This window comes from Brumimicrobium glaciale (assembly GCF_004152935.1).
GTDB lineage: Bacteria > Bacteroidota > Bacteroidia > Flavobacteriales_D > Crocinitomicaceae > Brumimicrobium > Brumimicrobium glaciale.
This window is the reverse complement of the sequence record NZ_SETE01000007.1, coordinates 148369-163428: the sequence shown is the minus strand read 5'-3', so window position 1 is coordinate 163428 and position 15060 is coordinate 148369. Positions and strand designations below refer to the sequence as shown.

11 protein-coding genes are annotated in these 15060 nt (G+C 33.5%); 1 reads left to right on the top strand and 10 read right to left on the bottom strand.

All coding sequences use genetic code 11. From position 1 onward, the window contains the following. Positions 1-372 precede the first annotated feature (372 nt). The 10 genes from ERX46_RS15960 to ERX46_RS15915 form a co-directional block, all read right to left on the bottom strand. A complete protein-coding gene (locus ERX46_RS15960; RefSeq protein ID WP_130094866.1) occupies positions 373-1014 on the bottom strand; it encodes an alpha/beta hydrolase in 642 nt (213 codons plus the stop codon). Between the two features lies 1 nt (position 1015). Beyond that, positions 1016-1414 carry a hypothetical protein gene (locus ERX46_RS15955; RefSeq protein WP_130094865.1) on the bottom strand — a complete coding sequence of 133 codons (399 nt, stop codon included), beginning with the start codon at positions 1412-1414 and terminating at the stop codon, positions 1016-1018. A gap of 283 nt (positions 1415-1697) precedes the next feature. Beyond that, on the bottom strand, positions 1698-2309 hold the full coding sequence (locus tag ERX46_RS15950) for a fumarylacetoacetate hydrolase family protein (RefSeq protein ID WP_130094864.1): 612 nt from the start codon (positions 2307-2309) through the stop codon (positions 1698-1700). Positions 2310-2315: 6 nt separating this feature from the next. Further along, the gene (locus ERX46_RS15945) at positions 2316-3176 is read right to left on the bottom strand and encodes a 3'-5' exonuclease (RefSeq protein WP_130094863.1); all 861 of its coding nucleotides are present in this window, start codon (positions 3174-3176) and stop codon (positions 2316-2318) included. Between the two features lie 62 nt (positions 3177-3238). After that, positions 3239-5683 carry an SPOR domain-containing protein gene (locus ERX46_RS15940; RefSeq protein ID WP_130094862.1) on the bottom strand — a complete coding sequence of 815 codons (2445 nt, stop codon included), beginning with the start codon at positions 5681-5683 and terminating at the stop codon, positions 3239-3241. A 178-nt stretch (positions 5684-5861) separates the two neighbouring features. Continuing rightward, the gene (locus ERX46_RS15935) at positions 5862-7181 is read right to left on the bottom strand and encodes a dihydrolipoamide acetyltransferase family protein (RefSeq protein ID WP_130094861.1); all 1320 of its coding nucleotides are present in this window, start codon (positions 7179-7181) and stop codon (positions 5862-5864) included. Positions 7182-7263: 82 nt separating this feature from the next. Then, a complete protein-coding gene (locus ERX46_RS15930) occupies positions 7264-9219 on the bottom strand; it encodes a glycosyltransferase family 2 protein (RefSeq protein WP_207214188.1) in 1956 nt (651 codons plus the stop codon). Positions 9220-9254: 35 nt separating this feature from the next. Further along, positions 9255-9632, bottom strand: coding sequence for a RidA family protein (locus ERX46_RS15925; RefSeq protein ID WP_130094860.1), 378 nt, complete (start codon positions 9630-9632; stop codon positions 9255-9257). A gap of 558 nt (positions 9633-10190) precedes the next feature. Continuing rightward, positions 10191-12302 carry a M16 family metallopeptidase gene (locus ERX46_RS15920; RefSeq protein ID WP_165366258.1) on the bottom strand — a complete coding sequence of 704 codons (2112 nt, stop codon included), beginning with the start codon at positions 12300-12302 and terminating at the stop codon, positions 10191-10193. 39 nt (positions 12303-12341) lie between these two features. After that, a complete protein-coding gene (locus ERX46_RS15915; RefSeq protein ID WP_130094858.1) occupies positions 12342-13808 on the bottom strand; it encodes a M16 family metallopeptidase in 1467 nt (488 codons plus the stop codon). 155 nt (positions 13809-13963) lie between these two features. On the opposite strand from ERX46_RS15915, the gene ERX46_RS15910 reads away from it, so the two are divergent. Continuing rightward, positions 13964-15046 (top strand): transporter substrate-binding domain-containing protein, encoded by a 1083-nt coding sequence (locus ERX46_RS15910; RefSeq protein ID WP_207214187.1) that lies wholly within the window; start codon positions 13964-13966, stop codon positions 15044-15046. Positions 15047-15060 lie beyond the last annotated feature (14 nt).

The following is a 15060-nucleotide window of genomic DNA, read 5'->3' as shown; positions in this document are numbered from 1 at the left end:
GAGACATCAACTAGATTTTCTGAAAAAAAAAGAATAAAATCAGAAATTAATAAAATCATATAAATACCCAGAATGACTTTTGTATAAAAAGCGACTTTATCCTTTAAGTAAAACCCACGTTAACCCTTAAACATTACTACACCCCATCTTAACGTTCACCACGAAAAAAAATAAACACATTAACCCAAATTTCTAAAAAGCTACTTTATCCTTTAAGTAAAACCCACGTTAACCATTAATAATTAACCCTTAAACATTACTACACCCCATCTAACCGTTCACCTCGAAAAAAAATAAACACATTAACCCAAATTTCTAGAAAGCTACTTTATCCTTTAAGTAAAACCCACGTTAACCATTAATAATTAACCATTAAAAAATATTCTCCTCCGCTATTTCCAACAAAGTCGTAACATCAACATCATGATTTCCATCAAACGTTTTAATTTTAGTTTTAAACTTTTGTTTTTCGAAAAAGGATTTTACTTCCTCCATTTTTCCTTGAAAGAACTCATCTGCATCACCAATTACAAAGTAATTGTTTGAATTTAGCATTCCTGATTTTCCATCTTCAATTGAAATGTCTGATGGGAAAACACTCGCCCAAAGTACAAAGTTGTCGGCGTTGAAATTTCCACTGTTGTGCCATCTTGATGCTGTTGCTCCACCTTGTGAAAAACCCAAAAGAAAACGTTGTTTGTAGTTTTTGTTTTTCAATAGTTGGTCTGCCAGCTGATTCAGATAATTATGGTTGTCTTCAATATCATCTAATCGTGCTTCCTTAGTCATCCAAGATGCGCCAACTCTTCCGCTAGTTCCTTTTCTATAAAACCGATGAAATCCTTCAGGTGCTACTACAAAGTTCTTTTCAGGATCTAATTGTTGAAACTTACGAATAAAGAATTCAGCTAATTGAGAATATCCATGAAGTACAATCCAGATGTTCTCTGCTGTTTCTGGATTTCCATGGGTAAAATAACGAACTGTTTTTGAAATTGTGATTTTATGTTCCAAACTAAAGTATAATTAAAAATAAACGAGGAATATTCCCTGAAATGGTGCGTATGATATTACTGGAGTTAGTCGATTTACCTTTGTAAAGATAAGTACTGTCTAGAGTAAAAAGTATATTACTTGAATTTGTAGACTTTCCTTTTAAAATATATTCGCCATCAAATGTGTTGAGGATTTTCGAGCTATTGGTGCTTTTTCCTTCGTAGAGATATTCACCATCAAACGTAAAAATTACATTACTACTGTTGGTAGAATTTCCTTTGAAAATATATTCTCCATCAAAAGTATAAAGTATATTACTGCTGTTAGTAGAGTTTCCATTAAACAAGTGCTTCCCATCCCATGTGAATAGAATATTACTGCTATTTGTCGATTGCCCTTTATAAATATGCGCTGCCATAGGAGTTGGTTTTGGTTAAAGATAATTGATTTTCTCAAATGATTCTTGAGCTAGTTACTTTAAGAAGGGATTCCTCAAATTTCTAAACCTTTGGTTTAGTAAATTTATTCGGAAGGTCAATGTGGGAGTGTTTTATTTAGGAAAAGGAAGATGTTGCTTTCGTCATCTTCCTTTTCCCAACGTCCACCAAAAAATCTACTGCGTTGCGCAGAGTGAAAAGACGTGGAATCTCTTTTTTATACTGAGATTAAATAAAATGGTAAACTACTATAAAGTTCAAAGACTACTTAATCTTCAAATTCATCAACTTTTCCTCGCCGATATATCCTTCTAATAAATCACCGATAGCCACTGGACCAACACCTTCTGGAGTTCCAGTAAAAATTAGATCACCAATTTTTAAAGTCATAAATGTTGAAACATAAGCAATGATTTGATCTACTGTGAAAATCATGTCTTTACTGTTACCTTTCTGAACCAGTTCACCATTCTTTTCCAAACGGAAATCGATGTCTTGAATTTTCTTTCCTTCTAATGGAACCCAATGAGTTCCTAAAGGTGCGCTGTGTTCAAAACCTTTTGCTATTTCCCAAGGATGACCTTTATCCTTACAAATTTTCTGTAAATCTCTAGCTGTAAAATCGATTCCTATACCCACATGATCGTAATATTCGTGTGCATATTTTTCAGAAATATTTTTACCCAGCTTATTGATTTTCACCACCAATTCACATTCGTAATGCAGGTCTTTGGTGAAGTTCGGATAATAGAAAGGATTCTTCTTTGGCAAAAGAGAAGTCTCAGGTTTCATAAAATACATTGGAACCTCAGGAATGGGAGATTTCATCTCTATTGCGTGGTTCGCATAATTTCTGCCGATGCAAATAATTTTCATACTTGACTATTTTCCAAATTTGCTTTTTAACGCCTCGATTTTATTCTCCATGCGTTTCTCTTCTTTCTCTTTTAACACCTTTTTATTCTCTTGGCGCTTAGATTTTATTTTATCTAACTCCTTTTTAAGAACTGCCTTTGTATAACGAGGGAAATTGCTGTTCATCATCCAACCATAATAGCCAGGCTCATTTTTATCCACTTCTTCAAGTGTTTTGCCTTTGTGCTTTCCGAAGTTGTAAACAGGATGACCTTCTTCATTTTCTGCTATTCTTCCAGCAAAGTCAATGATCTTAAATTTATTGTGAGTTGAAAATTCAGCTAAGAATTCCATGTCATTTTCAAGTTCTTCATAGCGTTCAACTTGTGCTTTTAAAACTTCATAAGTTGCAATTACATCCGCTTCTGCGCTGTGTGCATTTAGTAAGTCTTTATCACAGTAGAATCTATATGCTGCTACCAACGTACGTTGTTCCAATTTATGAAAGATATTTTGAGCATCGATAAATTTACGATCTCTCATATCAAATTCATGGTTCACTCTCAAGAATTCTTCTGCTAACATTGGTATATCAAATTTGTTGGAATTAAATCCCGCTAAATCTGAAGTTCCAATAAACGCAGCTATTTGATCAGCAGCTTCTTTAAAAGTTGGCTTATCTTTAATATCTTCTTGATAAATCCCATGAATTTCTGAGCTCTCTTTCGAAATCTCAATCTCTGGATTTATTCGTAATGTTAAGGTAGTCTCTTCTCCTTTAGGATCGATCTTTAACATTGAAATCTCTACAATTCTGTCTAGCGAAACATCTAATCCTGTTGATTCGATATCAAAAACGCAAAGGTCATTCTTTAAATTTAAGCTCATAAAAAATTAAATAAAAAAAGTGGATTAAGATAACCCACTTTAAAGTTACTGTTTGGCAAATATCAATTCTTTATATTTAAAATCCAAGCCGATTGAATAACTTCCTCACGTGCTTCATTTAATATTCTTATTGCATCTTCTCTCAAAGGACTTTTTCCAGCGGTAACAATATATAATCCAGTTTGTTTTTCAATGATTTCAGCGTCAAAACCTTTTTCTTTTGCTTTGGAAGATAGGTTTTTAGCAAAATCACTATTTTGGAATACACCAATTACAATATGAAAGTCATAATCGCCTTCAATCATTTCCCCACTCGTAAATAAATCTCCTTGTTGGTCAATATATTTATGTAATGTAGAAGTTCCATCTTCATTTTCCACCAATTTGGTAACGAAAATAGATTTTGGTCGCATTCCTTTAAAACTATTAAATCCAGCCAAACTCACTTCAACAAATTGGAAAGGTAAATATTTATCAAGATTTTTATAGTCAGCATCGTATTCCGGTCCATCAACTATTATGTTATTAACATTGATAGTAATTGAACTTGTCAATCCAATTTCTTCAAAGTAATTAGTCAAAAAGTCCTTAACACTATTCGCACGTTTCTCAGCTAATTCAGCATTGTTTTTATACGATTGAGTCGGTACTTTAGAGGCTGATGCATTAATTCGAATTTCCATTGTTGTTCTACCAATTTCAATTTGCTTATTCAATGAATCTAAAAACACCTTTAAAGCACCCTTGGCTGGATCTAATACATTTTTATTGTATCCAAAATAATGCTTAATTGAGATTGGATCATAAGCTTCCAATAGCGATCTAGGATCAACAAGGTTTTGAGTCAAGCTATCTAAAATAAATGATCTAAATATTTCTTCAGAAACATCTTCACAATGCGTTTTGATGATCTCTTTAGAAATTTCAGTTTCACCATTATTTCTAGAAAGAGTTAATTCGTATTCATGACATGATGTTAATGAAGTAAGAAAAGTTCCATTTGAAAGTTTTGGATAAACGCTAAATTCATAAGGAGTTTCACAGTCTAAGCATTTTAAATTCAATGAAATATCTTCACTAATTGCAGATCCATTGTTATTTGTGACTTCACCAAAGAATACACCTACTCCTTCAATTCTTTCATTTTCATTTATTACTTGATAGATATCCTTCTCACCAAAACCTTTTGGGCGATAAGATGAAAAATATCCAACTGTACCATCGAATATAGATGTGTAGTAAATTTCATCACTCGTCGTATTTAAAGGATAACCTAAGTTTTCAGGTGTTGACCAACTCCCTTTATTATCTCTCTTTGATTTGAAAATATCAAAACCACCCATACTTTTATCTCCATTATGAGAGAAATACATAGTTTTGTTGTCAATAGAAATAAAAGGCGAGTCTTCATCGTACTCAGTGTTAATCGTTGGACCTAAGTTTTCAGGATCGCTCCATAAGTTCTCTCCTATCTTTTTAATCATGTAAATATCTCTACCTCCATAACCACCTTCACGATCAGAAACAAAATACTTTCTCATTCCATCTGGAGATTCTGACATGTGTGTTTCCCAAGCGTCTGTATTGATTCCGTTGTCTTCTAAAATTTCTAAGTCTTGATAAAGGTTCGATTTTAATGTTGATGTGTATAGGTCGCCATTTCCAGTTTGGTCAATGTAAGCGAAAATTCTTCTTTCATCTCCACTCACAGCCACCGTTGCTTCGTTATATTCAGGTTTACAAAATTCTAAAACTTTAGGTTTTGACCATTCATCAGATTCATTTTTATAAGAAACAAAAATATCTTCCAGGTAAAGATTTGTGCCGGGCTCTTTAAAGTTCTTATTACTTGAGTCTTCTAATAATCTTCTAGATGTAAAATAAAGCGCTGTACCATCAATAGAAATAACTGGACTATATTCAGGATTGTTAGTATTTATTGTACTTCCAATGTTTTTAACTTTAAAGTTTTTAGGCGATTTAACTAAATCCTTAGCTATATTACATTGTTTAATACCTAAAACGGCATTTTTAAAATTTGCATTTTTGACATTAGTTACTTTGATAAAGTCTTCGTAGTATTTAATTGCCTTGTCAACTTCACCGGCCAAATGATACGCTCTTCCCATATAGAATAGTGCCTCGAGTGGAGCATCTTTTTCACGTGTTGAAACCATCTCAAATCTTTTAGTTGTGCTGCTTACAGCCTTTTCTAAATAGGGGATTGTTTTCGTGAAATCATCTGAGATACTCAATAATGCATATCCTATTCGGTAATTGTAGTTTGCACTTTGAGGGTTGAAAGTCAATAGCTTTTCGGCAGTTAAAAACGCATGATAATTACTTTCATTAAGCATTAAGCTTGTGTTCATTTCAAGTACTTCTTTTTCAGAACCAAGTTCTAATACTTCTTTTAATTTTGCTTCTGAGAGGTCTTGTGAGTTTCCAATAAAGGAAATAAAGAATAAAAAAACTATAAGTTTAGCACTAAGATTTACCGTTTTCATATTTAACTTTTAATTCAGTTTATGTTTATATTATGAATAGGAGTAGGAAGGAATATCTATTATCAATAATTGAAGATCTCAATGAAATGTGATTCAGATATTTTAGATAAAGGTACGAAAAAGCCCGATTAATATAGTATTAATCGGGCTGAATGATATTAACAATCGTTTCTTAATATTACAATTTTGTATTCACATCAAAAGCTTCTAAGTAATCAGCAACTCTTTTTACAAACATTCCTCCTAAAGAACCATCTACAACTCTGTGGTCATAAGCGTGGGATAAGAACATTTTGTAACGAATTCCGATGAAGTCTCCATCTGGTGTTTCAATAACAGCTGGTACTTTTCTAATTGCACCGATTGCCATAATAGCAACTTGTGGTTGATTGATAATAGGTGTTCCCATTACGTTTCCAAATGTTCCAACATTCGTTACAGTATATGTTCCTCCTTGAATATCATCAGCAGTCAGCTTGTTATCACGCGCGTTGTTTGCTAACTCGTTTACTTTTTTAGCTAAACCATAAAGATTCAATCTGTCCGCATTCTTAATTACTGGAACAATTAAGTTTCCAGAAGGAAGTGCTGCAGCCATTCCGATATTGATGTTTTTCTTTTTGATAATTCTATCTCCATCAACAGTAATGTTGATCATTGGGAAATCTTTAATTGCTTTCGCAATTGCTTCAATGAAAATTGGCGTGAAAGTGAAATTCTCTCCTTCTTTAGCCTTGAATTCATTTTTGATTTTATTTCTCCAGTTCCAAATATTAGTAACATCAGCTTCAACATAAGAAGTTACGTGAGGAGAGGTTTGTTTTGACATAACCATGTGTGCTGCGATCATTTTACGCATACGGTCCATTTCAATAATCTCATCACCTTCCATAAGTGGAGCACTTGATGGTTTTGGAGCTGGTTTAGCAGCCGCTTGTGGTGCAGAAGGTTGAGCAGTTGGTGCAGCAGCTTGTTGAGCTGGTGCATTTTTGCTTCCTCCGTTTTCTATGTAATCGAAAATATCTTTCTTAGTAACACGTCCACCTTGACCTGTTCCAGAGATATTCTCTAATTCATTCATTGCGATACCTTCTTTTTCAGCGATGCTTCTCACTAATGGAGAATAGAATTTTCCGCTTGGTCCATTCTTATCTAAATCAGACGCTCCGCTAACAGTTGCAATTGCTTCATTTACGCTATTGTCAACTTTATCAGCAGCAGCTGCAACTTCTTTCTTTTCAGGTGCTGCAACTTCTCCATTTGTTGAAATCAAAGCAATAACATCACCCACTTGGGCAACTTCATCAACCTCAAAAAATATTTTTGCAACAGTTCCAGATACTTCTGAAGGCAATTCATTGTCAACTTTGTCAGTTGCCACTTCTACAAGTGGTTCGTCCATTTCAATCGTGTCTCCTACACCTTTTAACCAGTTCGTAATGGTTGCTTCGGTAACACTTTCTCCCATTTTCGGAAGGCGAATTTCTACTTGTGACATATATTAGTTTATAGAATTATAATCAATTTAAGAAGCACAAAAGTAATCATTATTTCAGTTATAACAAACGAAAACCCCTCATTTATCGGTCTAGTCCTCTCCAATACTTTCTTATAATCAGTATGTCTGTGAAGGTTGAATAATCGCGTGCGTATATTAAATTGAGTTTAGATCGTAAAGAATTATTTTCATTATCAGCGCGTTCTTCTGCTGGTGTTAGAATCCCATTTTTAATTCTCGGAAGGTTTCTATGTGCTGGTTTTTCTTCATATGAATAGCCGACCCACGACTTTTTGCCTATTAAGACAGACCAGCAGTTCTTGATGAATTTCCCTTTGTTTTCAAAGAAATAAACTGATATTGGGAGTAGAATTAAAAGCATCAAAGCCAAGATGAAATCAAATGTTCGCTTATTTCTTTTACTCGCTGGTGTGGAAATATTGTCAATTTCCATGATGTACAAATCTCCCGCTGTGTCAATTGAATTACTTCCAATTAAATACATACTGTTGGGTTGAGCAATTTTAAATTCTACTTTATTGGTCGCTGTTCTTGACATCCAGTTTATAATAGACTCAGCTGTTGTGTTTTTAGCACAAAAAATCACCTCGTCAATTTCATGAATATCAATTATTTGATCCAGCTGATTGATTACTCCACTGTCATGTTCTGATTTAGATTGAGTAGGAGAAACACTATGGATGGTACTGACTTTATTAGCTGTGTTTTTAAGAATTTGCTTAACTCTTTCTACCTCATCTGGTTCTCCAACAATTGCGAAATTCTTATTTCTAACGCCTCGTAAATCGAATTTCTTTCCTAAAGTGAGGTGCAACAGTATTCTTGACAATAAATAATATGATAAAACCATTAATGCGCCAAGCAAAATGAATAACCTAGAAAATTGCAGTTCTTTTGGAAGTAGGGCATAGGCGACCAAAATAATTCCGGTTCCTAAAAGCGTTCCTGTAACGTAAGATTTTAATTTAATCGGTGTATCGTAAGCACCAGAGTATAAATTTGTAATCAACCAAGTGATTGCATACCCAGGAAGTGCATATTTTATAACATGCATAGGGAAATCAATACTTTCAATCGACCACAGTTGTTTAAGTGCATATAATCCTAAAACAATAATTGTAAAATCGAATGCAGGTAAAATGATGCGTTTGATGAATCGGTTTAAGAGTGCTAATCCGGCCCTAAAATATATTGCTAAATTGATGAAGAAGGAGAAGAGCTTAGCGTTTTTCTGTGAGAAATGCTTCTCTGCAAAAATAACCATAGCACGGTAGAAAACGAAAACATAGTTGATGCTGCTTTTCTTTGTACTTTCTCCTTTATAGTGTATAATTTGTGTTTCGGGGAAATAATAATTTTTGTATCCACCTTTTATAATTCTGTAAGATAGATCGATGTCTTCTCCGTACATGAAAAATGCTTCGTCCAATAAACCAACTTTGTCCAATGCTTCTTTTCGCATTAACATAAAAGCACCGCTTAAAATTTCGACTTCGTTGGTTTCATGTTCGTCTAAATAACCTAAATGGTATTGTCCGAAGGTTTTACTTTTTGGGAATAATCTTGAAAATCCGAAAATCTTATAAAATGCAACTGCCGGAGTAGGTAAACCTCTTTTACTTTCTGGTAAAAATTGTCCTTTTCCGTCAATCATTCTTACTCCTAAACCTCCGCCTTCTGGATGTTTGTCCATGAAGTCAACACATTTTTGAAATGTATCTTCTTCAACAACAGTATCAGGATTCAAAAGCACCACATAATCTCCTTTTGAGATGCGCATGGCTTGATTATTTGCTTTCGAAAAACCAACATTGTCTTTATTAGCAATGAGCGTGGCTTGCGGAAATTGTCGACGCACCATTTCCACGGAACCGTCAATTGAATTGTTATCAACCACAAAAACTTCTCCTTGAACATTCTTTAATGCGTCATATACTGAGTTAAGGCACTGTTCTAAAAAGTACTCAACATTATAGTTGACGATAATTACAGATATTCTGATAGCTTCTTTTTCCAAGGTTTTTCTGTCGTAAAGTGTAATTTAGAATAAGATTAACGTATAGCGATACAAGATATTTCAACGGGAACATCTAAAGGTAATTTAGATACTTCAACTGTTTCTCTTGCTGGAGGATCAACTTGAAAGTAAGAAGCATAAACTTCATTTACCTCAGCAAAATCACTCATTGATTTCAAAAATATTGAACATTTCACAACATCTGTCATCTTCAATCCTGATGTTTCAACCAAAGCTTTTACGTTTTCCATCACCTGTTTTGCTGCTTGTTGAATTGTTTCAATTTGCAATTCTCCAGTTTTAGGATCTAAAGGAATCTGACCGCTTACATACAAAGTGTCGTTCTTTAGAATTGCCTGACTATAAGGTCCAATTGGAGCAGGAGCATTGGGAATTGTAATGACTTTCTTCATTTACTTTTTGATTTGTACAAGTTTAAGGATTTTTTTTTAATAACCTCTCACCACTCTGTGGCTATGTATCTGGTTTTGGATTTTGCACTTAAAAAAACATTCACCATTAGAAATGTACTTTGATATTCGCCATAAAATTAATGGTTTTACAGTGATTTTAGGAGTGTACAATTAGTAGTTGAGATGTTTAGAAAAAATGATAAATTACAGTAAAAAAAAATAAGATGAGGGTGTTAGGTGTTGTAACTGTTTCCACGAGATAAAATCTCGCGGCAACAGTATAGGTATAGGGTTGGAAATCAAAAAAGAGAGATGAAAAATAATGGCGTTTTAACGCCATTATTTTTCATCTCTCTTTTTTGAACAGACTCTACTAAAAATCAGCTACCGCGAGATTTTATCTCGTGGTAGCTGATTTCACACCAATAAACTCCGATAAAAGCATAATTATAGAATTTTATCTCGTGGTCTGATTTTATCTCAACACTACAAATAAATCCAAAAAAAAAATGCGATCCCGAAGAACCGCATTTTTAAAATTTATTTTGAATTAGAAAATTACTCTACTTCAAACATTTTTTCATCCACTTTACCATTAAATTCAATTTCTTTAATTGTTGCAGTCATTCCAACTGATTCAACAACTTGTGATGTTTTCGTTGGGAACAAGAATCCTTTGTAATCAGTAAATTGACTATAAATAGATACAATACTTTGTGGACCTTCTTCTGTAACTTCTAACGTTTCAGAATAGGCTTTTAAAGAAGTTTCCTTGTTATAGTGTGTTGTTGTAGTTGTTTTACCAATCGTATATTTGATTACATACATATCCACTCCATCTCTACTTTCAATTCCTAATAATTCGAAATCTTCCTCGTGACATAGCAAGCTATATTCTGGGAAAATTGATGCTGTTTTGTTTTTATCAGCGATTTCTTCTTCAGTTAATTCAACTGTATCAAAACCTCCTTGCTGATTCATCATTTTTGTAACACCTTTAGAACCATCGAATTTTTCTTCTTGAAGAACCATTCCATTGAATTCCATTTTAGATGCCATCTTATTTGGAGCCATAAAGTATGTCGTCATTTTCAACTCCATTGGAGCTTGATTTGGAACAACAACTGCGTCTCTTTTCATTGATTTAACTTTACTGATTTTCTTGTTAGCTTTCTTCATTTTAGAAGTTTGCGTAACAGCCATCAAGTAGTTTTCAAAAACTTCTTTTTTAGAAATATCAGCTGGCTTTAAAGTGTTTTCAACTTTAGGATCTCCGAAAGCATCAAAAATTTCGATATTTCCATCAGCATCAAATTGTTTTAAGCTTTCCAAAACATCTTTATTCCCAACAACAATAATGTTTAAGTTGTTTGGAGTGATGTATGCAGTAGCCATTTTCATGATGTCATCTTCAGAAACTTTACTTAATTTTTGAAGATAAGTTTGGTAATAATCTGATGGTAATTCATTTCTGTAAGTGTTTAAAGCAAAGTTTGCAATTGTACGTGGAGATTCCAATGTACGTGCAAAACTACCTGCCATAGATGCTTTATTTAAAGTTAATTCCTCTGCTGTAACCATTTCCTCAGTAATTCTGTTGAATTCATATAGGAATTGAATGATTGCAGAATCAGAAACCTCATTTCTAAAACTTCCTTCTGCAGAAATGTAACTTCCTTTTCTGTCAACATCTAAACTAGAATATGCTCCATATGTGTAAGCTTTGTCTTCACGTAAGTTTTGCATCAAACGTGTTCCAAAACCTCCACCACCAAACAATTTGTTTAATGTAGATAATTTGATTTGGTTTTCATCACCTGGAATCATGTCTATTGGAAACGCAACACTAATTACCGACTGAACAGCACCTGGTTTTTCAACAAAAATCACACGGTTTCCTTTTGGAGAAATACCTTTGTTATAATCTTTCTCGAAAGGTACACCACCTTCCCATTCTCCAAAACGCTCATTTGCAATTTTCTTAGCTTGTGCTTCATTGATATCCCCAACAATCACTAAGTAACTTCCTGCTGGCGTATATTGTTGTTTGTAAAAATCAATAACGTCTTGACGTTTAATGTTGTTCAATGTTGCTTCTGTCATTACTTCACCATACGGATGATTGCTAGAAAAGATAGCTTTATTCATTGCATTTGAAATCATTGAACTTGGATCAGTTTTCACTGAGTACAAACCTGATTCATATTGCTTTTTGATGCGTTCGAATTCACTTTCTGGGAAGTTTGCATTTTTCATAACATCTGTCATCAAATCCAAACCTTTCTCCATGTGCTTTGTCAACACGCTCAAGTACATTCCAGAACTATTTGCTGATAAATATGCGCCAATGAAGTCTGTTTCATTATCGATATCATCTTTTGATCTTTTTGTAGTTCCAGACATTAATAAATCTCCAGCCATGTCAGAAAGACCTGCTTTTTTTCCTTCCAATCTTGGATCTGAACCCATTACTAAATTGAAAGAAACTTTTGGAATTTTATCGTTTGGTGAAAGAATTACTTTCATTCCATTGTCTAAATCAAAGACAATAGGTTCTGGGATATTAATTTCTGGAGCAGGACCTGGGACCGGTGCTTTTGAACGGTCAACTTGACCAAACGCAAATACAGATGTAAGAGCAAATGCTGTTCCTAATATTATATTTTTCATTTTCATTTTATTTTGAATATTGTTATATAACTAACTCTGTTATTGCTTTGGTAAATAGTACAATACCAAACGTGCATCTTTAGTGAAATACTTTTTCGCTACTTTCATTAAATCTTCACGTGTGATGTCGTCATAAACGCTCAACTGCTCATTAATCAAGTTTGTATTGTTGAAATACACATAATTATCAGCCAAAGATTCAGCTTTACCAGCTACAGAGCTATTTGCAGAATAAAAGTCATTCTCGAATTGATTTTTTACTTTTTGGAATTCAATTTCTGAAACCAATTCAGTTTTTGATCTATTGATTTCTAAATCTAAAGCATCTTTCAAATCATCAATTTCAACATCTTTTGCTGCAATTCCTGCGAAAAGAGCAATTCCTGGATCTTCTAATGGAAAAGCGAAAGAGAATGCTGCCATTGCTAATTCTTTTTCTTCAACAATGTTTTTGTTCATTCTTGCACTTGTTCCTCCTGAAATAATTGCATTCAACATTTCTAAAGCATAAGCCTCTTTTGTGTTTTGTTTTGGAGAATGGTAACCGATAAATACTGCTGGCAATTGAATGTTGTCATAAACTGTGTCTACGATCTCTTTTGTCATTTTTGGCTCAACAATGTTTGGACGAGGAATGATAGTTTCTTTTTTCTTGTACTCGTTAATCATGGCCATTCCATCTTTCGATGTAGTATTGAAAAAGTCATCTGAATTAAAAATGGCTTTTCCTTTTCCATATTGAGCTGTAAAAGCATCATTATCCAAATTCAAATAATCACGGTATAAGTTGATTGCTTGACCTTTTGGAATTGTAGCAAAATACTTATCGATTAATACTTTTGCTTCTTCAATGTTGATGTCTCCAGCAATTGAAAGCGTTGCATTTGAAGGAACATAGAAAGTTTTATAGAAATCAATAAAGTCTTCTTCCTGCGCTGCATCAAGGTGCTCCATGTAACCAATTGGTGTCCATTTATAAGGATGCTCTTGATATAAACGATCAAATGCGGAAGCCATAAAAGAGCCATAAGGCTGATTGTCGACACGCTGTCTTTTCTCTTCCTTAACAACTTCACGTTGTGTCTCAATACCTTTATTGTCTACTTTTGCGTGCAATAATCTTTCAGATTCTAACCAAAGGCCTAATTCTAAATTATTAGATGAAAAAATCTCATAATAGTAAGTTCTATCTTGAGAAGTGTTTGCATTTAGCGTTCCACCATTTTTCTCGATGTATTGATCAAATTCACCTCTTTCGATGTTTTTACTTCCTTCAAACATTAAATGTTCAAAGAAGTGAGCAAAACCAGTGCGGTCTGGATTTTCATTTTTTGAACCTACATGATAAAGTACAGAAACTGCTACAATAGGTGTGGAGTTATCTTCGTGAAGAATAACGTGCATCCCATTATCGAGATCGTATTCAACGAAGTCTATTTTACTTTTTTGAGCATGTAAACCAAACATAAATGTCGTAGCTAATGCTGCAGAAAATATTCTTTTCATTATATAATTTTTAGATAATTTGTTCAAAGTAACATAAATTTTATGATTTCATAAATTTCTAAATGATGAAATACTCAATTAGAAAGATGAATGGCAGTTATACTTTAAAAGTCAAGCTATTTTTTTTAGCTTTGTTAACATTATAACTTCATAAATTGAAAAATAAAATGCGTTTTACATTTTTATTATTGTCCGTATTTACATTGCTTATTGGACAAAACTCATTTGCTCAAGATTCGCTTAGAGTTGGATATGTAAATTCTGCACCTTTTATATATGAGGAAAATGACAAGCTCCAAGGTCCTATAAGTTGGCTGTGGTATAATGTTTCAGAAGACAATAATTTTCATTGCGAATATATTCGATTAGAATCTATTGAACTGCTCCAAGAATTAGAAAATGGAACTATAGATTTGGCACTTTACCCATTAACCATTACCAGTAATAGGACTAAAGTTATAGACTTTTCTGTTCCTTTTTATTTAGCCCATAGTGGATTGGTTACCAAAGAATCATCTTCATGGGACAGAACCATGCTGTTTCTAGAATCTTTCTTTTCATTTAACTTTTTTAGTGCTTTAGGTTCCTTGATTTTAATATTATTTATCTTCGGGTTCTTAACTTGGAGATTTGAAAGAATAGGTAATGAAGAAGAATTTGGGGATGGAATTAATGGATTATGGAGTGGGTTCTGGTGGGCAGCTGTTACCATGACCACGGTTGGATACGGTGATAAATCTCCAAAAACAACAGGTGGTAGAATAGTGGCTTTAATTTGGATGTTTACTGCAGTAATTATTATTTCTGGATTAACGGCAAGTATTGCTTCGTCTTTAACGGTTACGGAATTAGAGAGTCGTTCTAATGATATAGCAACTTTTAAGAAAAGAAAATTGGGGACAGTTCAAACTTCTAGTTCTCATGAATGGATGAAAGATAATTTTTATAATAATTCGAAACTCTATGAACGAAAAGAGGATCTTTTACCTGCCTTATTGAATGGAGAAGTAGAAGCTGTGGTTTATGATTTACCTCTTCTGCGTGAAATGGTGAAAAGTGATACCGCGAACAAATTTGATGTGCTCCCATTGACATTCAATCCGCAATATTATGCAATAGGAATGAAGCCAAACATAAATGATACTTTGAAGAAAAAAATCAATACCTTTTTATTGAAACATACCGAAAGCCTAGAATGGAAAGTTGTTTTGGGTGAGTATGATTTGATGGTTGAGTAATTCAAGGATTCGAA

Bases quoted from the DNA above. Each gene is read 5' to 3' on its own strand.
- ERX46_RS15920 (WP_165366258.1), bottom strand. From the start codon at position 12,302: ATGAAAAATATAATATTAGGAACAGCATTTGCTCTTACATCTGTATTT.
- ERX46_RS15925 (WP_130094860.1), bottom strand. From the start codon at position 9,632: ATGAAGAAAGTCATTACAATTCCCAATGCTCCTGCTCCAATTGGACCT.
- ERX46_RS15935 (WP_130094861.1), bottom strand. From the start codon at position 7,181: ATGTCACAAGTAGAAATTCGCCTTCCGAAAATGGGAGAAAGTGTTACC.
- ERX46_RS15950 (WP_130094864.1), bottom strand. From the start codon at position 2,309: ATGAAAATTATTTGCATCGGCAGAAATTATGCGAACCACGCAATAGAG.
- ERX46_RS15940 (WP_130094862.1), bottom strand. From the start codon at position 5,683: ATGAAAACGGTAAATCTTAGTGCTAAACTTATAGTTTTTTTATTCTTT.
- ERX46_RS15945 (WP_130094863.1), bottom strand. From the start codon at position 3,176: ATGAGCTTAAATTTAAAGAATGACCTTTGCGTTTTTGATATCGAATCA.
- ERX46_RS15915 (WP_130094858.1), bottom strand. From the start codon at position 13,808: ATGAAAAGAATATTTTCTGCAGCATTAGCTACGACATTTATGTTTGGT.
- ERX46_RS15955 (WP_130094865.1), bottom strand. From the start codon at position 1,414: ATGGCAGCGCATATTTATAAAGGGCAATCGACAAATAGCAGTAATATT.